The organism is Psychrobacter sp. (assembly GCF_049295055.1).
Lineage (GTDB): Bacteria > Pseudomonadota > Gammaproteobacteria > Pseudomonadales > Moraxellaceae > Psychrobacter.
Genome location: NZ_JBAQQF010000035.1, coordinates 1 through 26911 on the forward strand (window position 1 = coordinate 1; position 26911 = coordinate 26911).

General features: G+C 41.9%; 17 protein-coding genes. 1 reads left to right on the top strand and 16 read right to left on the bottom strand.

Annotated elements, in window-relative coordinates; translation table 11 throughout:
* The 14 genes from WAZ74_RS05045 to WAZ74_RS05110 form a co-directional block, all read right to left on the bottom strand.
* On the bottom strand, positions 1–359 hold a 359-nt coding region (locus tag WAZ74_RS05045; RefSeq protein WP_422306483.1), incomplete at its 3' end, for a S1 RNA-binding domain-containing protein.
* A 305-nt stretch (positions 360–664) separates the two neighbouring features.
* On the bottom strand, positions 665–1420 hold the full coding sequence (gene cmk, locus WAZ74_RS05050; RefSeq protein ID WP_422306447.1) for a (d)CMP kinase: 756 nt from the start codon (positions 1418–1420) through the stop codon (positions 665–667).
* Positions 1421–1598: 178 nt separating this feature from the next.
* Positions 1599–2204 (bottom strand): tRNA adenosine(34) deaminase TadA, encoded by a 606-nt coding sequence (gene tadA / locus WAZ74_RS05055; protein ID WP_422306449.1) that lies wholly within the window; start codon positions 2202–2204, stop codon positions 1599–1601.
* A complete protein-coding gene (locus WAZ74_RS05060) occupies positions 2205–2942 on the bottom strand; it encodes a uracil-DNA glycosylase (RefSeq protein ID WP_422306451.1) in 738 nt (245 codons plus the stop codon).
* 174 nt (positions 2943–3116) lie between these two features.
* The gene (clpA, locus tag WAZ74_RS05065; RefSeq protein WP_422306453.1) at positions 3117–5675 is read right to left on the bottom strand and encodes an ATP-dependent Clp protease ATP-binding subunit ClpA; all 2559 of its coding nucleotides are present in this window, start codon (positions 5673–5675) and stop codon (positions 3117–3119) included.
* 719 nt (positions 5676–6394) lie between these two features.
* Positions 6395–6802 carry an ATP-dependent Clp protease adaptor ClpS gene (locus WAZ74_RS05070; protein ID WP_422306455.1) on the bottom strand — a complete coding sequence of 136 codons (408 nt, stop codon included), beginning with the start codon at positions 6800–6802 and terminating at the stop codon, positions 6395–6397.
* Positions 6803–6923: 121 nt separating this feature from the next.
* Entirely contained in the window at positions 6924–7781 is an 858-nt protein-coding gene (locus tag WAZ74_RS05075; RefSeq protein WP_422306457.1) for a hypothetical protein, read from the bottom strand.
* A gap of 151 nt (positions 7782–7932) precedes the next feature.
* Complete coding sequence (gene argC, locus WAZ74_RS05080) at positions 7933–9000, bottom strand: N-acetyl-gamma-glutamyl-phosphate reductase (protein ID WP_422306459.1); 1068 nt, start codon at positions 8998–9000, stop codon at positions 7933–7935.
* Between the two features lie 99 nt (positions 9001–9099).
* The gene (hemE, locus tag WAZ74_RS05085; protein WP_422306461.1) at positions 9100–10245 is read right to left on the bottom strand and encodes a uroporphyrinogen decarboxylase; all 1146 of its coding nucleotides are present in this window, start codon (positions 10243–10245) and stop codon (positions 9100–9102) included.
* Positions 10246–10393: 148 nt separating this feature from the next.
* A complete protein-coding gene (gene proB, locus WAZ74_RS05090; protein WP_422306463.1) occupies positions 10394–11563 on the bottom strand; it encodes a glutamate 5-kinase in 1170 nt (389 codons plus the stop codon).
* Between the two features lie 70 nt (positions 11564–11633).
* Positions 11634–12863 (bottom strand): Obg family GTPase CgtA, encoded by a 1230-nt coding sequence (cgtA, locus tag WAZ74_RS05095; protein ID WP_422306465.1) that lies wholly within the window; start codon positions 12861–12863, stop codon positions 11634–11636.
* A gap of 402 nt (positions 12864–13265) precedes the next feature.
* Positions 13266–14711: a glyceraldehyde-3-phosphate dehydrogenase gene (locus WAZ74_RS05100; protein ID WP_422306467.1), complete on the bottom strand. Its 1446-nt coding sequence runs from the start codon at positions 14709–14711 to the stop codon at positions 13266–13268.
* Between the two features lie 339 nt (positions 14712–15050).
* On the bottom strand, positions 15051–16217 hold the full coding sequence (locus WAZ74_RS05105) for a lipocalin family protein (protein ID WP_422306469.1): 1167 nt from the start codon (positions 16215–16217) through the stop codon (positions 15051–15053).
* Positions 16218–16709: 492 nt separating this feature from the next.
* Entirely contained in the window at positions 16710–17852 is a 1143-nt protein-coding gene (locus WAZ74_RS05110; protein ID WP_422306471.1) for an NUDIX domain-containing protein, read from the bottom strand.
* 227 nt (positions 17853–18079) lie between these two features.
* Between WAZ74_RS05110 and hemP the strand changes: the two genes are divergently transcribed.
* Positions 18080–18238, top strand: coding sequence for a hemin uptake protein HemP (gene hemP / locus WAZ74_RS05115; RefSeq protein ID WP_227672156.1), 159 nt, complete (start codon positions 18080–18082; stop codon positions 18236–18238).
* 122 nt (positions 18239–18360) lie between these two features.
* Here the strand turns inward: hemP and WAZ74_RS05120 are convergent, their stop codons facing one another.
* Together WAZ74_RS05120 and WAZ74_RS05125 are read right to left on the bottom strand one after the other, a co-directional pair.
* Complete coding sequence (locus tag WAZ74_RS05120; protein WP_422306473.1) at positions 18361–23355, bottom strand: translocation/assembly module TamB domain-containing protein; 4995 nt, start codon at positions 23353–23355, stop codon at positions 18361–18363.
* A 170-nt stretch (positions 23356–23525) separates the two neighbouring features.
* Complete coding sequence (locus tag WAZ74_RS05125) at positions 23526–26894, bottom strand: autotransporter assembly complex protein TamA (RefSeq protein ID WP_422306475.1); 3369 nt, start codon at positions 26892–26894, stop codon at positions 23526–23528.
* Positions 26895–26911 lie beyond the last annotated feature (17 nt).

A 26911-nucleotide genomic window follows, 5' to 3' on the forward strand; every position in this document is an offset into this window, starting at 1 on the left:
CCTTTTACTTTGCTAGAAATAATACCTTTTACAATCTCATCGTTGTCAGAGATTTTTTCAAGGAAATTCCAAGTCTCAACGCGTTTGGCTTTTTCACGTGACAGTAAGGTTTGACCCATACCGTTATCAACCGCTTCAACCACGACGTCTACTGTATCGCCAACTTCAACTTCAAGTTCGCCTTCTTCGCTTAAAAACTCTTCACGAGCGACAATACCTTCAGATTTCAGACCAGTATCGACAGTAATCCAGTCGTTATCGATGGCGACAACAGTACCGGTGATAACCGAGCCACGCTCGATATCCAGACCTGTTTCTTCGATGCTCGCTTCAAATAGTTCAGCAAATGATTCCATTATGTCTACCTTTGTATAGCCGTATCCTGTCCAGCACAGTACGGATCAAATGTATGATTGCATAAAACGAGAATACTGGTTTTATATCCTATGCAGCCATATATAAAAACGTTTGTTGCTAATAAGCGAATGATTTATCAAGCTCACTAGCAACAACTGTCTTCTATTAAAATACGTTATACTTATTAATTTACATCTTTATAGAGGCTCTTTTATTATCCCATGAATAGGATTGGCATCTACTACTGTAATTTTATACTAAAATCAAGCTTATAGGAAACCTTTTCATACTTACTAACTTGTTTTTATTAGCTATTAAAACAAATACCTTTTGCCTGACAATGTCTCTTTACTAGCTCATAAACCGCATCAGCATCTAAGTGAGAGCTATCTAATACTAGCGCATCTTCTGCAGGCTTCGATGGTGCTGTCGTACGGTTTTCATCACGATCATCACGGGCTTTAATCGTTACTAAAATCGCTTCAAAATCCGCTGTTTGTCCCGCATTCAGTAACTGCGTTACACGGCGCTGGGCACGCGCTTCAGCACTGGCAGTCAAAAACACCTTAACGTCAGCGTCTGGGAACACCACTGTACCCATATCGCGACCATCAGCAACCAATCCTGAACGGCTTGCCATATCTTGTTGCAGCTTTAGCAATGCTTGGCGAACTTTTGGAAACACCGCTATCTGCGATGCATAACCGCCAACAGTCTCGTTACGAACTTGCTCACCTACTGCCTCACCATTTACAACAATATCAACACGTCCTGAATCATTGTTAGGTACAAAAGCAATCTCTAAGCTTTGCGTTAACGCTAATACAGCCAGCTCATCAATAACTTGGCTGGCATCTGCAGTAATCAATCCAGCTTCAAACGCCTTGAGTCCAACGATACGATATAACGCACCCGAGTCAAGCAGCTGATAGCCTAAAGCTTGTGCTAAGCGCCATGTAACCGTTCCCTTGCCTGCGCCACTTGGCCCATCAATACAAATAACAGGATAGCGTAATGACCGCATTCCACTATTATAGTTAGCATCAGAGATAGAAACTGTCATAACACTCACTTAATAGTCGGCATTTTTTATAAAGAAATAAATAATAATAGCAGCACAAATAAAACAAATTCTGCTTGTTTATCAAATATTTATACGCATGACAATCTATTAACAAGCAAATAGGGCGATATTATAGCAAACAAAGCGACCTATCACTAGCAGCAAGACTGATATCTTGTTAATTGCTAATATTACCTTTGTTTTTTGCCGCATATCGACGCTGACGAAAAAACGTCTTTAGCATTTTGCTGCTATGCTCGCTACATAAACCTTTATGAGCTTGTATATGATGATTATAAAAAGGCTGCTCAGCCAAGTTCATTTGACTGCCAACCATGCCCGCTCTTGGTTCATGTGCTGCATACACTAGGCGATCCACACGCGCATGAATAAGCGCGCCCACACACATAGTACAAGGCTCTAAAGTCACATACAAAGTCGTCTGTAACGGCAAGCGATAATTCTTTAGACGCGTGCAAGCCTCTCTTAAGGCGACTATCTCGGCATGAGCGGTCGCATCATGGCGTCCAATCGGTTCGTTAAATCCCTGCCCGATAATCTGCTGGTTATGTACCAATAGCGCTCCTACTGGCACTTCCCCACACTCAGCGCCTTGTTTTGCAAGTTTAAGTGCTTGTTGCATCCATTTGACATCTTCAACTGACCAAAATCTGCTAGCTTGAATCTGTTCACCTATTAGCGAACTGTTCATCAACTGGCTATTTATTAACTGATAAGGTGATAAATAGCCAGTTGATAAATTAATATCTAGAAAATTAATCATTTATTGTGGTAACTGCCAGTCAATAGGCGTTTGACCATACTGCACCAAATAATCATTGGTTTTTGAAAAAGGCTTAGAACCAAAAAAACCACCACGGTTAGCTGCTAGTGGCGATGGATGTACAGCCGTTAAAATAAGATGTTTTTCCGTGTTGATATACTTGCCCTTTTTCTGAGCTTTACTACCCCACAAAATAAATACGGTATGCTCTGTTTGCTCATTAATCACAGCAATCACAGCATCGGTAAACTGCTCCCAGCCATTATTTTGATGGCTATTTGGCTCGCCTTCTCTTACGGTCAATGAACTATTGAGCAACAATACGCCTTGCTGCGCCCAATAACTTAAATCCCCATGCGCTGAGTAACTGGTACCAATATCATCTGCCATTTCTTTGAGCACGTTATTTAGTGACGGCGGTTTCGGAATGGCTTTGGGGACAGAAAACGATAGCCCCATTGCTTGTCCTGGACGATGATAAGGATCTTGCCCTAGAATAACGACTTTTACCTGCGATAAAGGCGTCAAATTAAAAGCATTAAACATCAGCGGTGCCGGTGGATAGATACTTTCATCTGATTGATAAGCACCCTTTAAAAAAGCACGTAGATTATCCATATTATCAGAGGTTAATTCTTCTGCTAACGCATTTTTCCAATCTTCCGGTAGACGAACATTATCTAAAATGACTTGCTTTTGCGCCGCTGTCTTTGTCGGTTGTACATCGAATAATTCCATAATAGGTCCTATTTTATTTGTTATAAGATAGATAAAAAACTTATGATAATATTTTATGACTCATCTTAAAGTTGATATTAGCAAGTATTAGGCTGACTGTAGTATAAATTATAGCAATAAAAAAACGGCTACCACAGTAATAGGGTAACCGTTTTTTTATTGCTATTAGAAAACTTAGCTTGCTAATGATTCAGAGTCTGGACGTGGCTCATGGGTTTCAACGACTGTCAATATTATACGACTGTCTGCTGAACCTTTGTCTGAAGACTTATCAAGCTTCACAGCCTCACCATCTGATGCTTCTGGCTCCAAAGTTAAATGCACTACCCCGCCATTAACCAAGTCACCAAATAAAATCATACCTGCCAATGGTTTTTTAATCTCATCTTGAATCAAACGCTGCATTGGACGCGCACCCATTAGACGGTCATAACCTTTGTCAGCCAAGTAATCACGTACTTCATCATCAATCTCTAAAGTTACTTGCTTATCATCAAGCTGTACTTGTAGCTCAACCAAGAACTTATCAACTACTGACACAACGACTGACGTATCCAACGGGTTGAATTGAATGATTGCGTCAAGACGGTTACGGAACTCAGGGGTAAAAACGCGTTTGAGCGATTCAGTATTGTCACGACTATGATCTTGCTGGGTAAAGCCCATAGAAGAGCGGCTAATACTATCAGCACCAACGTTAGTAGTCATGATAACAATGACTTGCTTAAAAATAGCAACTCGACCATTATTATCCGTCAATGTACCGTGATCCATTACTTGTAGTAACAAGTTAAAAACATCTGGATGCGCTTTTTCTATCTCATCAAACAACAATACGCAATGCGGATGCTGATTAATTTTTTCAGTGAGCAAACCGCCTTGATCGTAACCAACATAGCCTGGTGGCGCACCAATCAAACGTGAAGCAGTATGCGATTCCATATACTCTGACATATCAAAGCGTACTAATTCAACGCCTAGCAATTTTGCCAGCTGACGTGATACTTCTGTTTTACCAACCCCTGTAGGTCCAGCAAACATAAATGAACCAATAGGCTTATCTGGTGCTTTTAGACCAGCACGTGATAATTTAATCGCATCAGCAAGGGTCGCAATAGCTTCATCCTGCCCAAACACTAAATGCTTAAGGTCACGATCTAAATGCTGAAGAATGCTCTTATCATCACTAGATACGGACTTGGGTGGAATACGCGCAAGCTTAGCAACAATGGCTTCGATATCTGCCACATCGATTTTTATCGGTGCGCGCTTCGCTTTTGATTTTTTGTGATCAGTAGATTTCGACCGATCATTTTCTTTCGCAATATTTGCTTCATCTTGCATCTCATTGACAGTGTCATTAGCAGACTCACTATCAATATCGTCAAAATTATCAATACCTTCTTCATCAGTATCAATTTGCGCATCAAAGTCTTTCTCTATATCAGCAATAAAGCTTTCTTCTGCTTCGATATCTTCTGCATCGGCTACGATACCTAAGCGCTTATAAGCACCTGCTTCATCAATGACGTCAATTGCCTTATCTGGCAAAAAGCGCTCATGAATGTGTTTGGCTGATAGTTTTACGGCGGTGACCAACGCTTCATCGGTATATTCGACATTATGGAACTCTTCATAGCGCGGTTTAAGACCTCGTAAAATATCGATAGTGTCATCCACACTTGGCTCTTTCACATCAATTTTTTGAAAACGACGTGATAATGCATGATCTTTTTCAAATACCTGGCGATACTCGGTAAAGGTTGTTGAACCAATACAACGCAGTTCACCATTAGCAAGTGCCGGCTTAATCAAGTTTGACACGTCCATATTACTGCTCATTGACGAACCTGCGCCAATAATCATATGAATCTCATCAATAAATAAAATGGCATTTGGCTTTTTCTTTAGTGCATCAAGCAGCGACTTCATACGTTTTTCAAAGTCACCGCGATATTTAGTGCCGGCAATCAATGAACCAATATCAAGGCTATAAATCACACAACCATTCAATGGCTTTGGTGCTTTATCATTGATAATGAGCCACGCCAACCCTTCAGCGATGGAAGTTTTACCAACACCGGGCTCGCCGACCAATAATGGATTGTTTTTGCGGCGGCGACAAAGTACTTGCGCTGCACGCTCAATTTCAGGACCGCGCCCAATAAGTGGATCGGTCTTACCTTCCGCTGCTCGTTGATTTAAGTTTGACGCAAACTCAACCAATGGATCTTTACTGGTTTTCTCTGAGGCACTACGGCGCTCTCCAGTCATAGAAGCACGCGGCTCAGATGGCTCATCTTTATCTTGACCATGCGATAAGTATTGGGTCAGCTCAAGACGGCTGATGCCCTGCTTTTTGAGTAAATAAACTGCATAAGTATCATGTTCTGAGAACATAGAGACCAAAATATCTGAACCTTCCACTAAGCGACCACCACCGATAGACTGCACATGAAAAATGGCACGTTGCAGGATACGATCAAAGCTTTGGGTCGGCTGCGGTGATTGCTCCGTATCGGCATCGACTGTTGGTGTATGCTTATTGATGTAAGCTTCAAGTTCGCTACGCAATGCTGAGACATTCGCATTACAGGCCGTCAACGTATTGGCAGCGTGAGTGTTTTCTAATAATGCCAGTAATAGATGTTCAACAGTGAGATACTCATGCGATTTTTGGCGCGCAAGTGTCATTGCTAAACGCAAAGAGACTTCAAGATGACGACTTAACATAAGGACTTCCTACGGTTGTGCCTATCTTTATAATTGATAGCTTTATGAATGAGTTAGTAAGTAAATCAGGGCGATAGATAGATTGTTCAAGGGCAATATTAGTATTATTCAGAGAGATTATTAAATGACGACTTTCATGAATCGGATATTATTTTTACTTCTCTTTATCTCAACATGATACTCAAGCATAGTCAATCTAATAACGCGTACTAAAATGTATCGAAGTATGGTGTGAACATTTTTTGGAAAGATGCGATTAGGAAAGGATATTATTCATCTAACAGCGATAAAGACTATTGAGCGATTCGGATAGCCCAATGGTAGAGTGAAAATTGGCATCATACTAAAAAACGAAGCAGTAAAAAAAAGAGTACTGAATAGCAGCTGTTAGCGTAGAGTTTTTAATAAACGACTCTGGACAGTCAATTTAAATATCGAAGTAAACAGGAGGTAGCATTCAGTTCAATATATAGGAGTGTACTTTAATATATAGGGCGGTATGAGGTAAAAATCAAGTGTCAAACAAGAAAGTAAGCACAGATTTAGAAGATAAGACTTAGAAGATAATAATTGACAAGATTTGGAAAAAGATAGTTCTTTAGAGCAAGTTTAATAGTTAATTGAAATTGCTCTAAAAAAAGTACTGCGTAGTTAAATATTACCCATAGAAAATGGAGGAATTCAAAGCAAAAAAGATATTAAAGTAATATAAAAAGCAACTACTCGCCTTGATGTGGCTCAATTTGAGTCAGCAGCGGATAACCTTCACGATGAGCAAGGCTGTTGACTTTTTTAGCTTTAGTTTCAGCAATATCTTTAGGATAAATCCCAGCAATACCTTTGCTTGTATTATGAATATTTAGCATAATCTCAACGGCCGAATCCATACTATGACGGAATTCAGACTGCAAAATATGGACGACAAACTCCATCGGGGTATAATTGTCGTTGTACATCACCACTGCATACATTGGTGGCTTAGCCACTTCTGGCTCCGCTACCAAAACATCAGCCTGCGGCGATGTTTCACCTTCTGGCTCACCATCTTGGGAAAAATGTAGGGGCATACTAGGAAAATGCCAATCTGAAGTGATTGGCGTCGCTGGTAATATTGTTTGTTTTATCATAATTAGAATACAAATGAATAAGTAGGTTTAATGAATAAGTATAGTTACAGCAGAATTAAATAAGCTTAAGAGAGATGACTGGAATCCCGCGAGGCATATTTCTATCAGGTGTGAACCATTACTAAGGTTCAATCGGGCTTTCATCAACCTCTGCTAAGTCTAAAAGTGATAAGGGCATATTATCGACCTTATTCCCCAGCTTCCAATCATACAACTGTTCTACTTCCTGCCCACCAGCTTTTAGGCTCAGCTTTGCTTGTAAAGGTTTAAAGCCTGAAGGCATCGTAAAGCGACCACGAATACGAGCAACACCTTCAATGGCATAACTTGCTGGGTCTAATGGCACTTCTACAAAATCATCGTTGTTAAGCAATGTCAGTGTTGGATTTAAACGCTTGGCTTTGCCATCACTTGCAAGCATGCCGACATCAAAACCATATTCAAAGGCATTTTCAGGCAGTGGTTCAATCTTTGCGCCAAGTATCTGTAAAGGCATGCCACCTTTTTCACTCAGAAGCTCAGCATAGATTTCATTAAGCTGCGCCACTTGTTTATTTTCAACGGTTAGCGCTTGTTGATTGTCGCGCAACTCTTTTAAATTAGCCAAACTTATTTCTAGCTCTTGTTTGGCTGTAGCGGCTTCATTGGTCGCTATTTTATTACTGATACGTAAATCTTTAAGCTCTTGCGTTGCCTCTTTACCAGTAATGACCGCCTGCTTGGTTTCAGTTTGCATCGAATGATAGCCACGCTGATAACCAATTTTGTGACCAAATAATAATCCAACGATCGCTGTTACCAATATCGCAACCACAAATAACGCCAACACTACGGTAGAAGCACCTTGTTGTGTATTACCAAGGCTCGGGCTATTTATAGGATAATTTTTTATAAGGTTATTTTGGTTATGGCAATTTTGGTGACGATAAGAGATATACGAACTACGCTCCAAATCATAGGAAACAGAGTCTTGGCACATTGTATGTGCTGGCTGTGAGCAAAAGCGTAGTACTCTCTTAAAACGCATCTAGACGATATCTCTTAACAGGAAAGGCAGGTTATTATAGCGGAATTTATAATCAATACCTAGCACCATAAATAGGAATGATTTAATTATTAATAAACATCTGTTAAGGAATGATGGGCGCAAAGTTCAAGCCCTGCGTTTCATCAAAACCGAACATCACATTCATATTTTGTACCGCTTGCCCAGCTGCACCTTTTACCAAGTTATCTTGAACGACAATCACAGTCAATTCAGCACGCTCATTGTCTTGATGGACAGCAATACGTAAGCGATTACTAGCACGCACACTACGGGTATCTGGATACAACCCTTTTGGCATCACATCAATAAACGGCTCTGACGCATAGCTTTTCTCAAATACTGGTTGCCAATCAATGGCAGTACCTGCCTCAGTAAGCTCCATATGAATAGAGCTCAGCATCCCACGTATCATCGGTACAAGATGGGGTAAAAAACGAATACGATGGGCAAAACGGCTTTCTAATAACTGCGCGACGCCTTGTTCAATCTCTGGCAAATGACGATGACCTTCAACGCTATACGCCTTAAAATTGTCTGTGGCTTCAGCATAATTAAGCGCGATACTTGCTTGGCGACCAGCCCCAGACACACCAGATTTTGCATCGATGACGATACGTGACTCAATGAGCTGTTTTGCCTGCTGATTCTGTGTATCTATAATGGGTTTTAAGCCCAAAATAGCTGTGGTTGGATAGCAACCAGGATTACCAACGACCAAAGCATTCGCAATTTTGTCACGATTAATCTCAGGTAAGCCATAAACCGCTGTTTTTAGTAGCTCAGGGCAAGCATGCGACTGCTGATACCAGTGTTCAAAATCAGCCAATGACTGCAAACGAAAATCTGCCGCCAAATCAATGACTTTTACGCCTGCTTGAGTCAGCGCTTCTGCTTGCTTCATCGCGACGCCATGTGGTGTTGCAAAAAATACCACGTCACATTTTTGTAATGTCGCCAGCGTATCATCACCTAAATCACTAAAAACAATGTCTGATATACCGCGTAAACTTGGGAATATCTCATCAGCGCGAGTACCCGCTTCGCTACGCGAGGTGAGTAAATCAATAGATACCTCAGGATGGGCGGATAATAAGCGAATCAGCTCAATACCCGTATAACCTGTGCCACCGACAATCGCTGCTGAAATCATAAGATATCCCTTTTTATGTCACTCACTTAATACTTGATATATATCGCTAGATGCTGAATTTAAATTACTTAAAAATATTCAACAATCTAAAGACAGTTTCTAAATTTTATAATCATGTACCGCATCGATAAATACTTTGGCATTATCGGGATTGACCCACTGGGTAATACCATGACCTAAGTTTGCCACATAACCTGTTTTCTCGCCATTAGCATAAGCGCTATCGAGCATCGCATTTACTTCAGCACGGATAGTTGCAGGTGAACCGTATAGTGTGGCCGGATCCAAGTTACCCTGAATGGCTTTGCTACTTTGTAGCTTTTTATGCTGCTTAGTCAACTGACGCTGACTTTCGGTCAATACTTGACGGGCACGATCTAGCGGCATGGTCCAGTCTAAACCTAAAGCATCAGCTTCGCTATCCGCTTGAATATCAAGCCATAGTCCACCACCTTTGGTAAATAATACCACTGGTATGTCAGGATGGCGTACTTTTAGCTCAGCAACAATGCGCTTATTATAGGTATGAGAGAAATCAATAAACTGACGATGACCAAGCGCCCCGCCCCAGCTATCAAATATTTGTAATATCTGTGCGCCAGCGACAACTTGGGCATCTAAATAGTCAATAACAGACGTCGCTAATTTATCTAGTAACTGATGTAAGAACTCAGGATTACTATATAAAAATCCTTTGGTATAACGATAATCTTTTGAGCTGCCGCCTTCAATCATGTAGGTGGCAAGCGTCCACGGACTGCCAGAAAAACCAAATAATGGTACTTGTCCATTTAGTGCTTTACGAATGCTAGTGACCGCACGCATCACATAATCAAGAGAATCATTGACATCAAGTACAGGCAATCTATCTAAATCTGCTTGATTGCGGATAGGATATTTAAATTTTGGTCCTTCACCCGCTTCAAAATATAAACCCAATCCCATCGCATCAGGGATGGTCAAAATATCACTGAATAAAATAGCCGCGTCTAAATCATAACGACGTAATGGTTGCAGAGTAACTTCAGTCGCACGAGCAGTATCTTTACACAGGCTCATAAAGTCACCTGCTTCAGCACGGGTAGCTTTATACTCTGGCAAATAACGACCGGCTTGGCGCATCATCCACACAGGTGTGGTATCTATCGGCTCAAAACGTAGCGCCCGTAACAATCTGTCGTTTTTTAAAGGCGCAAATGGCGCAAAGTTTTGCTCAAGCGCATTATTATTGTCTGAAGCACTCATTTACAAATCTCCAAAGCAGCATTGTATGTCACAAAAAGGCATACAATACTGGATAAATTACGTTAAAAAAAAGAATAGCAGAATACTTATTATCGAAATATTTATAGATCAATAAATACTCATATAGTTCAATAAATAATAAATTGTGCTACATCGTCAATGCTAAATTATCACGGTGTACCATGACCACACGTTCTTCATTATTACCAAGAATTCTGTCGAACTGCTCAGTACGCTCACGAGCAACACGGCGCGCATCACGAGAGGAGAAGTTGACTTGACCGACTGCTATACGCTCGCCCGTATCTTGATGGACAATTTCAACCACATCGCCTTCATCAAAATCACCGCGTACTTCTGCTACGCCAACTGGTAGCAAGCTTTTGTGATGTGTAACTACAGCTTTCGCAGCACCGGCATCGACAATCAAAGAGCCTGACATACGTAAATGCGCAGCCAGCCATTGCTTGCGAGCAATGATTTTATCTTCATCGTTAGTGGTCAACAAAGTACCAACGGCTTCGCCTGAGACTACACGGGTGATCACATCATCGATAGCGCCACTCACAATAACCGTCGGACAGCCACCCATAGCAGCAAGGCGACCAGCACGAATTTTGGTCAGCATACCACCGCGCCCGAGCTTGCCGCCATCTCCTGCGATATCAAACAAATAATCAGCCATAGCACGCTCTTGACGAATCATTTTTGCATGAGGATTGTGACGTGGGTTGTCGGTAAAAACACCTTCTTGATCGGTTAAGATAATATATAAGTCAGCATTGACCATCGCCGCTGCCATCGCACCTAAAGTATCATTATCACCGAATTTTATCTCATCAATGGTAATGGTATCGTTTTCATTAATTACTGGTAACACGCGCCACTCTAATAGTTGCGTCAGTGCGCTTGTAGTATTGAGATAACGGCTACGGTTAGACAAGTCATCATGGGTCAACAGCAACTGCGAGCTTTGAATGCCATGTTGGATCAATGCTGACCACCATGTTTCAATCAAACCCATCTGACCGATAGACGCACAGGCTTGTAATGCTGCTAGTTTTTTGGGACGCTCATCAAGATTCATACGAACCACACCTTCAGCAACGGCACCTGAAGATACCAGCAGTACTTCAACCCCATTCTTATGAAGTTTAGCGATCTGCTTTGCCCATTCGTAAATGGCAGTGCGATCGAGCCCTCGACCATTATTGGTTAATAACGATGAGCCAATCTTGACAATGACGCGCTGAATATCAAAGTTGCGAGCTTGCTCAACGAACCTTGCTTCTATCGTGTTCTCTATGCCAACTGCCATATAAACTCCTGTTGCTAGGGTAAATTAATTACGGGGATTCAACTAAAAAAACGTACATACATCAACTACTTTAAGGGGCATAAACCACTTCAACGCCATCTTCATCATCGTCGTCAAAGCCTTCACCATCAAAACTGTCATCGTCAGGCAAATCAGTACCTTCACGTTGTGCTCTGCGAGCCGCACGATAGGCTTCTCGCTGTGCTTCCGTATTGAGACGTACTTCTACTTCTAAGCGCTCAAAGCGTTCTTTTTGCGCCTCAGCAAAGATAGGATCTTCGATTTCACGCTCACGCTCACGCTCAATCTCATTCATCAAGTGATACTTAATAGGATCAACGCCTTCGCCGGTAAGTGTGGCGGTACGAAAAACAATACCTGTCCAGCCAAGCTCAGCCACAATATGTGTACACAGCTCATTTAAATCTTCATCAGCCACCTGATCGATTTTGTTTAATACCAAAATCTGCGGTAAATTAGCCAATTCAGGTGAAAAACGCTCAAGCTCATTCAAAATGATACGCGCATTATTAACTGGATCTGTGCCATCGATAGGCTTTACATCGACTATATGTAACAGACGACGCGTACGTGCAACGTGCTTTAAGAAACGAATACCAAGACCAGCGCCTTCAGAGGCACCTTCAATTAAACCTGGAATATCAGCCATGACAAATGAGCGATGACGACCAATATCAACCACACCTAGATTTGGCACTAGGGTAGTAAATGGGTAGTCAGCAACCTTTGGTCTAGCAGCTGATACTTGGCGAATAAAAGTAGATTTTCCTGCATTAGGCAGGCCAACTAAGCCAACATCAGCCACGACTTTTAGCTCAAACTTAAGGACTTTTAGCTCACCTTCAAAGCCTGAAGTGGCTTTACGTGGTGCTTGGTTAGTAGAACTTTTGAAATGGGTATTACCCAAACCACCGTCGCCACCTTTAGCAATCAGTAAAGTCTGACCAAGTTCAACCAAATCACCCAACACTTCATCTGTTTCAGTATCGACTATCGTCGTACCAATAGGTACTGGTAAGAAAACAGTATCAGAGCCCTTGCCTGAACAGTTTCTGCTATGACCATTCTCACCGCGCATGGCGTCATAGCGACGCGTGTAGCGATAGTCAACTAGGGTGTTTGTGTTATCCTCTGCAATGACATAAACGTCACCGCCTTGACCGCCGTCACCGCCATCAGGGCCACCGCGTGGGACGTATTTTTCTCGGCGAAAACTGGCGATTCCATTACCACCGTCACCTGCTTTTACCGTTACGACGGCTTCATCAATAAATCGCATCTTACGTTCCTTAATTTACAATCCAGCTTATAACTGGTGACAGCTAATGACTGTCTTTTAGATTTGGCAATGTTTTATGTTTAGCTATGTTCTAGATTTAGATAAGTTTTCTAAAGCAATGATTAGCGCAAATTTTGTGCTCACGCTTATCTTATGTTTACACTGGCTTGTATTTAATCATGCCATTCATTATGACAACAACACCCGATAACCAATCGGACTATCGGGTGCTTAAGTGCTGATTTATCTTAAATTCTGCTTTATCTTAAATAACAGGACTTAAGTATTAAATAAATTTAAGAGCTGCTTTCAAAATCATGCAGACTTATTTAGCATATTGGCTCAAGTAACGGCATCATTTTTACCATAACACGGTATCAATATAAAATCAGTCCAGATACTTTATGCTGGAATCTGAGTGTAACTGATTCCTGCCATTTGTGCTGCTAAACGCAATACTTGTGTGCTATAGCCTACTTCGTTGTCATACCAGATGTAAACAATAGCATGGTTATCAGTGAGAATAGTCGCTTGCGCATCCACAATACCGACATGAGTATCGCCAACAAAGTCAGTTGATACGGCTTCTGTAGAATCGGTATAAGCGATCTGCGTTTGCCACTGATTGCTATTAGAGACTTTACGCATAAATTCATTTAACGCATCAGCACTGGCTGGCGCCGTTTTAAGATTTAAGTTTAAAATCGCTAAGCTAACGTTTGGTGTCGGCACACGGATGGCATTACCCGTCAATTTACCGCTCAGCTCTGGTAGTGCTTTACCCACTGCTTTGGCAGCGCCAGTACTGGTAATAACCATATTCAATACGGCACTACGACCACGGCGATCAGCTTTATGGTAATTATCAATCAGGTTTTGATCATTGGTAAACGAGTGAATGGTTTCAACATGACCGTTTTCGATACCATATTCATCATTCAATACTTTCAGCGTTGGCGTAATAGCGTTAGTAGTACAGCTTGCAGCACTAACAATCGTATCATCGCCAACGGTATCATTATTGACGCCATAAACGACATTTTTAATCTCACCGCCAGCAGGTGCGGTTAGCAACACTTTCTTCACACCTGTAGCTTGTAGATGCTTACCAAGACCGGCTTCATCTTTCCAGATACCGGTATTATCAATTACTAACGCATTATCGATACCATAAGCAGTATAGTCGATATCGCTTGGATCGTTGGCGTAGATAACTTGTACAAAGCGACCATTGATAATCAAACCGTTGTTTTCGTTATCGACAATCACACCACCTGCAAAGCTACCATGAATCGAATCACGCTCTAGCAATGACGCACGCTTGGCTAGGTCGCCAGCAGCTGCAGGACGGACGACAATGGCTTTTAATTGCATACCTTTGGTGCTTGATGCTTGTGATAGTAATAAGCGCGTTAAGATACGACCGATACGACCAAAACCGTATAGCACAACATCAGTCGCGCCATTCATATCACCCTTGTTAGCGCCAATAGATTGCAGTGCCGCTTGGATACCGCTGTCATTCGCAATCAGCTGACCCACATCGACACGAGTAGCTTGAAGCGCTTTATTTTCTGCGATAACTTTAACCATCGCTAACGTGTCGGCGATATCAATAGCATGAGCGCCTTGGTCACGCAGCGCTACTTTTTGATGCAGTGCCAATATTTGACCTACTGAATTGGTATCTAGCGTATCACCAAACAACGTCACTTGCACATCTTGCTCATTATAGAGCTTGTTCAATAGCCCCATCAGCTCAATCGCTTGTTGCTCTTGATTGTTATAGTTGCTCAAGTGGTCTTGATGTAATTGGCGTAAGGTATCAGCGTTACTCACGAGAAACATCCTTATGGTCAGTATTAGGGAATCAGTAAAGTAGGAAGAAGCATTAACAGAAAGTATTAATAGATAAGTTATATATAGTCTAATCGATGACGCTAGCACGCTAACGGACGACTACTGTCATCAGTTATTATCGTCAGAGTATTTAGATAAGCTAGATTTTAGCTTAAAACGCCCTATTTTGCTAGTGCTAACCCTGTTGTGTGATTTATAAAGTATTTAATAGCGACAGCTTCTTTATTATAAAAATAAAGGCAGCGTATTATGCTGCCTCATTATGAATCGACTAAAAGCTGACTGACCACATAGCAAATATAAGCGCTTTAAGTAGCTATTAAACTTCTATGGAACCAGATTGACGGTTTGATTGCTTTGCGAAGTCAGTTTAAATTCTTTTAAATCGTAACCTTGTTGCTGGGCAATCTGACGATATTTAGCATAAGTCTCTTGATTCACATTTGGCGAGCGGGCTAATAGCCATAAATATTTCTTATCAGGTGTACCGACTAATGCTGTTTGGTAGTCAGGATCACGTGCCAATACCCAATAATCTGCGCGACCGACAGGCAACCAACGAATCCATGATGGCAAGAAAGTTACTTTCAACTTACTACCAGTATTATCAGCTGGTTTCGCTAAGCCCTCAGCCATAATCCCTGAACCATCTTCAGCTTTGCATTCGTTAATAACCTTGATACCCGAGCCATCCGTTTTTTCAACATAAGTAGCCGTAACATCGCTAGCGCAATTGCGCTGGAAATACATCGGCAAACGACCTATCTCATACCAAGTTCCCGCGTATTTTTTCAGATCGACACTATCGACAGTAGTTGGTGTATTAGCAGATTTATGAATAATGCTACTAGGTTTTACCGATAGCGTTTCGGTGGTAGTTTTAGTGTTTGTGGCAACAGCTGACGGTGGACTAACAGGTGGTGAAGCCGCATAAGCTGAAAACGCCGCTAACGGTATAATAATCGCTAGGGCAATGCCTGTATGCTTGATAAGACCATTCATAAATATGCGCTCCGGTATCTCTGTGACACCTAGCGTAGCGTCTTTAGCAGAAGTATTGTTATTTGATTTAGATGTATTATTTTTAGATTTATTATTTTTAGATAGTTTTTTAAGATCATTATTTGAAATTTTGACTGTTCCGACTTCTACGGCTTTTGTACTTAACGGCATCGACAATGATGTATTAGTATCCATCTCTAAATTAGTACTACTTGCATCGGTACTACTTGCATTGGTACTAAGTTGTGCTTTTTTATAGCCATAAGAGCTGGTTTTTGTAGACGTGCCTTTCACCATATTATTCATGAGTTCGTCATTCCACTCTTGATGATGATAGCTAGCGTCATTGCTGGCGGGACCAACATTGCTCACTTGGGACGCACTATCTTTATTTAGATAATACTTAGGTAGCTGACTAGCTTGCTGATGAGATTGATAACCAGCTGCCTGAGAATCAGACCATGCTGACTTCGGTAACTTAGTGGTTTTCATATGAGTACCATTGGTTAATAGTGATTGTCAGAAATTCTTTATTTATTAGATAGATACAAATATTAGATAGATAAAAAATAATTCACACTACTTACATTCAATGTAAAAGATAAATGAAAATTAGCTTTTTGATGACCTTTATTTGCAATAACCTTTAAGAAAAATCGCCGCAATAGATAAACAAATTACCTATCAAGAACTGATTCAGCGACCTTTATTAATTTGATGGTTTATATTAATGGCAAAATCACTATCAAAACAGTGTAGCAATGTAGGAAAACGCAACGGTTTGTAAGTAATTCTATATTTAGGCGATAAAACGCACACAAAATTGCTCACTGCTCAAATATATTTAAAATCAGTGATTTATCCGGTGCAACTATGCGCTTTTACTCATTTTACAGTTCACTTTATTCACTGATTTGAGGCGTATTTGCGCAACCTTTTAGTTTAGGAAAGCGTTGAAAATGACTTTAAGCACTACTTTAAAAACTACTTAAAAAACTGGCGAATACCCGCAACTGCAACACCGCCATGTTGTACTGCTTGCTCGATCATCGACGGTGACAGACCACCCAAACCGATAACTGGCATATTCGCTAACTCCGCTAACTCTGACCAAGCCTTCCAACCAAGTGGCGGCACATCAGGATGGGTTTGAGTAAATAATACAGGCGATAAAAATATACCGATGACCGGCGATAGTTGCTGTGTTAGACGCGCACAAGCCAACTGATTGGCAGCCTCAATGCTATCAATATCATGACAACTGACTATTATTGGCAAACTTGCAGATATCGTACAGTTAGATACATTGTCTTTCTCAACTGTGTTTAACCATTGCATGAGTTGACTATGAGTTAAGTGGTTTGCAACAATTTGGCTATCAATTATTGAGTCCTCAGCTTTTAGATATTTAGCTTTTAAAGACTCAGCTTTTGAAACCTGACAATTTGTATTATTAGAATATGAATGATAAGGCACAATTGCTTTAATATCAGGTCGTAAGCGCAGCAATTGCGCTGTATTATCCGCACTACCCTCTAAACCTGCTGCTCTAATTCGAACATAAACCCAAGCTTCTTCAGCTAAATACTCCTTGTGATACGTTAACCACGCTGCCATCGGTTGCGGATATTCACTAAAATGTGCCAATGGATAAGTAATTGCTATTTGCGCTGGTAATCGTAACCAGTCAAGAATCGTCTTATTGGCCGCTGGTAAATGGTAATCGCCTTTTAATAACTTTGATTTATCTACCCAAGTTAGCGCCTGACCTTCTAAACCATGGCTTTGGTTTTTATATTGCTCATATTGTAATGCTGTTATCTCAATACAGTAGACCTGTAAGCAGACCTGCTTATCACCATAATCGTGGTGCAACCTGCCAAGCTTAACGGCGATATTATTATCAATCTCGATGCCTATTTCTTCGGCGACTTCCCGTATGAGTGCTTGTTTGGCGGTTTCGTTGTGCTCTATTTTGCCACCAACAAACTCATAGCGATTGCCCTGATGCTGGGACGCGTCTCTAAACCCAAGCAAATACTGATTTTTATAATGAATAACAGCAACCGCGACATTTATTATCGTTATTGAATCTTTTTTTATGGGCATAGTTGTTTGACTGGCCATAATATTTTCCTTCACTAATAGAGTGACCTGTTAATAGGGTGTTTTATTGCGGTGATTGAATGCTCATCTAACAACGGTGTTAGATGAGTTTACACAATCGCCGCAATTTATTTTATTAATTAGCTTGCAAAAGTTACCAATCTAAATGATAATTATTATCGTTAATAACTTGTTTTCTGTTGCTTCTATTTATTTTACTATTTTATCAAAAGGATTTTATTATGAGCATGGTTATCTCTCGCTATTTAAACTGCCGCGAAAACCGCTTGCCTACTTTGCAATCACAGCATCTGTTTGCTTTGACTAAAGAAGTGCGTATCGAGCATGAAGGTGAAGAATATCGCTTACGCTTAACGCGCAATAACCGCTTAATTTTAACCAAATAAGCAGACCGTCATTCTCATAAAAAAACGCCTTTTAATAAAGGCGTTTTTTATTGGATAAAATTATTAAGCGCTATTTTTTATCAGTCATAATCACAGCAATGGCAAATATCTCGCTGCACCATTTAGAACTGCCAGCTGTAGACCACATCCACCGCATTTTCCGCTGCTGACGTTGCTTCTACATAAATACGGCGCGTGAGCTGATAACGTATAGATAGACTGTTTTGCGCATTAAAGACACCCACACCGTAGCGGATATACAAGTCAGGAGTCACGTAACCAGTGACGTTGACGTTAGTATCTTCGCTACTGCCTGAGGCATCAACGGTTAAGCTTTGGAAGCCAAATGCTTGACCAATTTGATTGGTTAGATTGCGTGTACCACTCAGCCCAAAACTCAGTCCGGCAGCGGCTAAGTTATTGGTGACCTGAGATTTAAATCCTTGTTCACTGATTTGAGTGGCGCTCTTATTATTAATACGACCGGTAATCAAAGCATTCATCGCTTGCTGCTGAGTAAGTCCTGCATTATTAAAGACGATGATATTGGGACTTTCAGTGTTACCTTTGACACGCACACCGACTGTTTTACCGCTAATGTTTTTGACCGCCTCAATACTGAGATTAGGCTTCATCACATCACCATTAAAGCGCACTTGACCGTAGTTAAGCTCTAGATTCTGACCAAAGGCGTTGATATTGGTGCGACGTGATACTTGCACGACACCTTTTGCGCGCATGATGCCCGTACCGTTTTGAGTGACATTAATCGCCCCTGCCAAAGGAATGACCGCACCAAAACCACGGAAGTTAATATCATTACCCAAATCGATACCGATATCAGCGTTGATCGACCAAGGTTTCGAGATGGCCAAAACCTCATCAATATTACCAATGAGGCGACGGTCAAGCACAACGACGTCTTCGCTTTGCGTAATAATATCTTCACTGGCTTCTGGTGGACGAATGGTCGCTGAAGGTACACTGACTGCCCCTGTAATATTGACATAACGATCGCCTGGACGGACGATAATATCGATATCAGGATTGACCTCAGCCACTAATAATGGCGGCTGGGTTAACACTAAGCGCTTGCCAATAACACTCAGTTTTGCCTGTAGTTTTTGTTGCCAATCAACGGTGCCGGTCAGTGTCCCAGTACCAGTGCCACTATTAAACTTACCATCAATGACCGCTTGCGTACCACGAATTTTGGCGTTGGCATTGACTTTATTTAAGTTAACCGGTAAACCAAGCATCGCCACACGACCATCAGCCAACTTCACATCACCATAGAACTGCGGCTTATCTAGCGTACCACCCAAGCCACCTGCCATCGTAATATTGCCTTCAAGCACCCGCATCCCAGGAAAGAAAGGCTTGAAAATGGCCAAATTAAGCTCATTGAGCACCAGCGCACCTGAAATTGGTTTTGGCGTTTTATAAGGATCGACGATGACTTCTGCATAGCCACGAGCACCGCGACCTGTATTGATATCTGAGCGTATTTTTAGACCATTAGGCACTGACACAGCAATGAGCGAGATACGCTTATAAGGTAAGGTGACAGGCAAGCTATCACCATCTTGAATTAAGCCTATTTTACCATTGTCAGAATATAGCGTGGTATTAATAGTCGGTGGACCTCCGCGTTGCCAACCAATAATGGCTTTACCGTTAATCTTGCCATGCCAATCGATATCTTTCGGTAGAAATGCCGAAAATAGCGACGTATCTAATTTTTGTATGGCTAAATCAACTTGGCCACTTGCCGCTGAAGCGATGAGGTTTTTACGTAAGCATAGCTTGCCTGTTTGATCGGTCGCCTGCCAACAGTGCGCCGCCAACTGTACTTTTAAATCCGTGCTATTTTTACCTTGTTTTTTGGGTAAATTAACGATTAGTTGCGCAGGCTGCAATTGGTTTAAAGTGGCATATTTTGATTTGACTTGACCCTTACCAACCACCCCTGACCAGCTCAGTTGATCTCGATTAAAGCCGCCTTTGAGCCTAGCAGAAATATCAAGCTCCTCATTAGCCACATCAAGATTGACCACGTGCGCTCGCTCAGTACCATTGAAAGTGGCATCTAAGCTTTTAAAACTTTGTCCCGCTACGTCTAAACCTTTAGCCGTGACAATAAGCTGGCTTGGACTATTTGCCAAATTAACCAGTTTGCCGCGAATACGACCTTGATGTAATATAAAACCTGGCAGCGAAATACGTTCACCAACCAAGTCAATATAGATAGTTGGTAACGCCTGTCCTGCTGGCTGCGATAAGGTAGCGCCGCCAGATACTTTACCGGCAAGCTTGTCTGAGAGCTGGTCAAGACTGGTAATGTTAATCTTCGTTTGTAGTTGTTTGGCATTGCCATTGGCGGTTATATAGTTATCACCCCAGCGCAGCACCAAATTATTAGCGTTTAAGCTATCGATTAAGGCATTAACTTGCTTATATTGTGCCTGCGCATCTTGTGTCTGTAAGCGTTTAAAATAGCTTGCTAAGTCTTTTGGTAAATGCATCTTCGCATTCAAGCTACCTTTGGCACTGAGCGGCTGACCTTTTAGCATACCATTCAAGTTAACTTGCTTGATATTGATGATTTGCTGCGTATCGCTCCAGCGTCCATTTGTATCTATACTACCAGTGATGGTACTCGGTATGTCTTTGAAAAAATAACCCAAGTTAAAACGATCCATGACTGCATCGATATCCCAAGCGATACCTTGACGGACATCAACGGTGCCCTTAGCATCGATACTTCCTGCCGCGCCTACATGACGGAAGCGCTTGATACGAATCAGTTGAGCATCGCCACTGGCATCGATGGTGAGTTTACCTGCTGGTAATTGCTCAGCATCTAAAACGCCATCAAAATTTACCACAAAGTTTTTAAGTTTGCCTTTTGCCTTGGCATTGTTTTTTGGCGCACTTTGCCACACACCACTGGTTTTTAAATCGCCAGTAATGATGGCGGCATTATTTGGTAAAAAGTAACCTAAATTAAATTTATCAAAGCGACCATCTACATTCCAGCCGATATCCTGACGTAAGTCAATCACACCATTGGCTTTTACTGCACCTGCTTCGCCGTTATAATTTAACTTACGAATACTAATAAGCTTTGGCGTGCCTGCCGCATTAATCGATAAACGACCTTTGGGCACATCAGCAGTATCAACTTGACCGTCAAAGCGCGCATCAAAGACAGAGAGCTCACCACCGATAATGTCTACACTAGCATCACCGCTACCCGTTATACCAATAGCACGGCCATCTTGCGTGGCATCAAGTTGCGCCTGCAAGTCGGTATTATTAAAATTAATAATATGACGCTGACCTTTGACGCGATTTTTAGTGATATTTAGCAATCTTCCGCGCGCACTAATACGTCCTGTTAAACGCTCAAGTGGTAAATCACTGCGATATTGTTTGGGTAATAAGCCATTGGTACGTGCATCAATCTGCCAAGTTAGCGGACGTTTTTTATTCGCTAATTGAATCTGCCCAGTCCCTGATAAGTCGCCCACTATCCCTTTATAATTTAGGCGGTTGATATCGATGACATCGCCAGCTTTGCGTACACGCACATCGTAATTGCCTTTGGGCGCAACATTAAGCTCATTAATGACGGCATTGGCATCAACCGATAAACGCGAACCACGAACGATGACGCTCGCCTTGCCGCTTGGACTATCAACATTACCAATATTTGGTAATTGACGGCGCACTAGATTCTGCCAAGTGGCATCAATATACCAAGGAGCTGCTTGTTTAGATTTGGCTAAAGTTTTACCCTGTATGATTTTAGCGTTGACATGCTCACCATCTCGCTGCTGTAAATCAGCATTGAGCTGTAGATTACCGGTGGTATTTTTATGCTGATAATGGACGAAAAGCTTACCATTAAGCTTTTGCGGCGCGTAGACTTTATAGTCGGTATAGTCTTTAGGAATGACACGGCGAATATCAAAATTACTACCAGTCGCTACTACTTTGGCATCAAAGCTATTTTTCCAATCTAAAATACCTTGCGCAAACAGACGCCCAGCAGGAACGTCGGCATTCAGACTATCAATGCGTAGTTGACTGTTGGCAATGATTCCGCGCCCTTGATAATGTCCTGAAGGGATATCTTTAGCGGTTAATTCTGTATTAATACGCAAGCGTATCTCAGAAATAACGCCTGATGCCGTCGCTGTACCACTTTTGAGATGGATGTTTTGACTGTCTGCATAAGGAACAAGGATATCGTCCCATTGCAGCTTGGCTTGGAACGGTGCGCCATCGTCTAGTCCTTGCACCACAACATCACCACTCACATCACTGTCATTATAGCGGCTACGCACCTTGCCTACCGTGCGTTTTAGGCTACCAGTTGCCGTAATATCAAGCGGATCTACATAGACTTTCTCTAATGCGCTAACTTCGGCAATTGCCGTAAGGTCTAGCGGATAGTCGCCTTGCAGATCGATATTGCCTTTTAAGGCACTGACTTTTACAATATCGGCATATCGTAGGTCGCCACGACCCACAGTGACTTTACTACCTACCCATGTTAAATCACGAGCGGTAATATCATGAATGACAATAGGCTTTTTAGTCACTTGTTTATAAATAATGGTTTTTACTTTTGCTTGATCAAAACGTAGATTGACCGACAAACTGAGAGTTTTATAATCAAAGGCTTCGCCCGTTGGCGGCTTTTTATTGATAATCTCAATGGTTTGTATATCTGCATCGCGTAAATGCACTTCTTTAGCAAAAACCGCGCGCCAGCCTATTTTGACGTATGCTTTATCTACTAGTATCTCAAGCTCATCGGTCGCTACGATGTCGATGTCAGTGACCCAAATACCATCGCGCAAGTTACCGCGACCATATTTAAAATCAATACCTGTTTCCGCACTGATTTTCTCTAAAATAAACTTAGTACCTGATTCAGTACCAGCGGCATATAAAAATATGGCAAACATAATCGCCAGCACAATAAGAATGAGTACCATCAGTTTGAGCAAAAAAGACAGTGGGTACCAACGTCTTACTGCACGAGCATCTCGCTGTGCTGGATCTTCATCCAAAGGCTTATTAGGCGGGGTATTTTCGGTCAACATGACACTCAACTACGTTAAAGAATGATTACCAACAATCGCTAGAATAAAAAATAGCACTGTCTTTGATGCTTATATTAACTAAATACTCAATAAAAGCGACTCAATAAAAGGTGTTCAATAAAAGATACCTAATAAAAGCTACTTAATATTGGATACCTTATATCAAGTATCTATAAAGGCGATCCGATAAATAGATGTAACCTAACAGGGATACTCTCTTCTGTCACACCAGCCGCTACATCGACACGTACCACACCTACTGGCGACGCCCAGCGGATACCAACGCCCACACCAACCTTGGTGTCCGTATCAAAATCTTTATCATAGGCGTTACCGACATCAGTGAAAACGGCACCGCGAAAGCCCGGTCTAAATTCATAGTTATATTCTGCACTACCAACCGCGAGAATTTGCCCACCCGTCAGATAGCCTTTATCGATTGGCGATAAGCTTTCGTAGTCATAGCCACGAATACTTTGATCGCCACCGGCAAAGAAGCGTAATTTATAGGGCACCTCATAAAAGTCATCTGCCCAAATATAACCTGCATTTACGCTACCCAGTACTTGGTGTTTATCGTCAGCCCCAAAGCTATAAATACCGCTCACGCCAGCGCGAACGATTGCTAAGTCAGTATCGCTCAGTGCTTTATCCGCCCCTGCTTCAAGCGAATAATATTGGCGTAAGCCGCGAGTAGGATTGGTCGCGCTATCCACATCTGCTTTACTGACGCCGTAACCAAACAACAATGCTTGTTGTTTAGGTTTAGAGGAGGTGAAGCGTATAGGAAGATCATCTAAATCTGCTGCATCAATTCCCGTTTGCAATTCATCTAAACGGTAGCGAGCAGAGTAGCTACGATTCCAGCCACTGTCGCGGCGAATGTTACGCGCTAATGACGCTTTTAAAGTTCTGGTAGACAAATCAAAGCTACCTTCGCCTTGATCGATGACTTCTTCTTCATAGGTTAGACGCGCCTCTAACTTATCATTCAATGGGTGTTTCCATGGTCGGCTCGCATAAACGCTGGCATTTTTAGTAATTCTGGAGACTTCTGTCTCAAAACCTGCTTGATAGCCTTTACGGTTGAGAAGGTTATAGTCTATCTTAGCGGTTGCACGGACGCCTGTATCTGTACCATAACCGAGACCGACTTGGGCATCGCGTGGTTTATTAGCGGAAACAAACACATACAATGGGACTTTTTTACTTTCTAACACTTCCTGCGGCGTTTTACGTTCTGCTAGCGTCGGCGGGACAAAGTTTTCGTCAGCCAGTAAGTTTTTTTCATCAGGGAATATTTTTTGTACAACATTACTAATAGAGTCACTAATCTTACCCAAAATATTATTTGACGCTTGGTCTTTTTCGTCTAACACACGATCATTTGGCAAACGGCTTAGGCGCTCTGCTTTTTGTTTAATCGCTTGCAGTTTCTCAAGTGTCTCTTCGTCAGCTTCAAACTCGATGGCAGCGATGTCAGCAGCATTCACTTTTTCGCCGCTGGTGCTATAAACCTCGCCGTCATTGCTCACACCTTCTATTTGGCGAGCATTCTTCACATCAGAGGCGTTATTGATATCATCATCTAACGTATCGGCGCTGTCAGAATTTGGCGAATTATCAAAGGCTAAAGTAGCGCTTTCAGTGCGCTCATCTGGTGGAAAAATCGACTCGACGTTGACGGTATTAAAATAACGGGTTGCCGACAAATCATTACTGAATTTGGTCACAGCTGGACGATAAAATGGATCGCCCGTTTCAAAGTCGAGCAGTTGCTTTAATAGTGATAATTCAACCGGTAGCTTCTCAGGATCTCGAGTCAGCGTACCTGAGTCTTTATCATAAGTAAAAAACACCACTTCATCAAATTGATAACGATCACCGGTATTATAAACCAGTGACACATCAGCGGTATTATCTGGCAAGATAATATCGACTGATTTATTTAGCCAATATTGGTCAAAGTAACCGTAGGTATTACTAAGCGATTCGAGGGCAGATTTACTGTCTTTGTAGACGCGGTGATTAAAGATATCGCCTTCTTTTGGCGGCAAGTCTTTCTCTAATGTGGCAAATTCTGCTTGTTCGCTGCCTGCGCCGCGAATATCAATAATACGACTATCGACGCGTACCGGTTCACCCAACTTTTCAATAATAACATCAATAGTATCAGCATTAGGCTGGCGCAAACGCAAGGTGACATCATAGTAACCAACAGCTTTTGCTGCATCTAACGCTGTCTGACGTAAGCGTGGTAGCGCTGCCGTAAATTCAACGACAGATTGGACAGTCGTGTCATCAAGTGCCGCCTTAATATTTTTAATGGGCTGCACATCATCATCGGCTTTGATTAATTTTGGTTTCGCATTGGCAGTATTATTGGTTGCATTGTCAGCCACTGCTTGTTGCAAATAAATCGTTGTTTCTATATGTGGTAGGTTTATCGCGCCTGCATTAAACAAACGATTATAAAGTCGCTTAACGATATTACCTTTGTTACGCGCCATTAGTTTGGGCTTTTTGGCTTGCTCAATACTTTCAGTTACTGCTTGGGTGTCGTTTTGATAATCAGGCAAATAATCATCAGGGTTGATGCCATCTGACTGCGCATTTTCTCCATTATTTGAATTATTAATAGTGGCTAACATGTCGTTATCAACGGCTTGATTAGCGTTACCGCTACTGACAGAGTCACTGACACTAATGGGACGCGCCATGATTTCAGCGGTCTCTGCACGTTCAGCTACGCTTTCATTATCATTAGTACCTAACGTTTCTAGATTACTCGGTGTTGGAATATTGGTCGCATCCAAGCCCATATCCAGCCCAATCGGCGGCGTACGGTCATCCAAAGTAGCTATGGGCGCATCAAAGCCGCTACTATTAACGCCATTAATACCATCAATATCTTGCGCATTCTGACTATCCATCGCTGCTAGCTCGCGATCGATCTCTTCAGGCGTCATCATTTGATAGCCTTGCTGCTGTATCGCTGCCGCTTGTTGTGCTAAATCTTTATTATTGTCAGTTGCTTGAGCATTACCTGAATCATCGATATTATTATTGAAACCGTTAAAGCTATCATCTGATTTTTTTGAACCAGGTTTTTTAATGCCTAGGTTTTGCTCGCTATAATCATCCAATACTGACTGCTCAATAATACCTTGTTCGACAGCCTTCTTTAAGCGCAAAGCATCCAAAGCAATATCGAGCTGTTTATCGTCATTAGAAAGTGGCGGTAACTCAGAAGGTGATTTTGCCGTTGTTGCCTGAGCCGCTCGCGCATTATTTTTAATTATCTGGCTATTATTAATGGTGTTGCTATTCAAATCGGCAGTAGTCGCGGCAAAAGCGACTGGCGCGATGCCAAAGCCAACCAAACTAGTGGTCAAAGCACTAAAAAGCGCCGTGCGCGTAAAACCAAGACGCGAGGTGTCACTGCTAGCGATAGGCTTAGTCAAGCAGCTTTGATTGTCTAATATAGCAGGCGACATAACCGCTAAGTTACGCGCTGACGTTGAAAGCTGATGTTTCATATTTATTTCCTATCGCT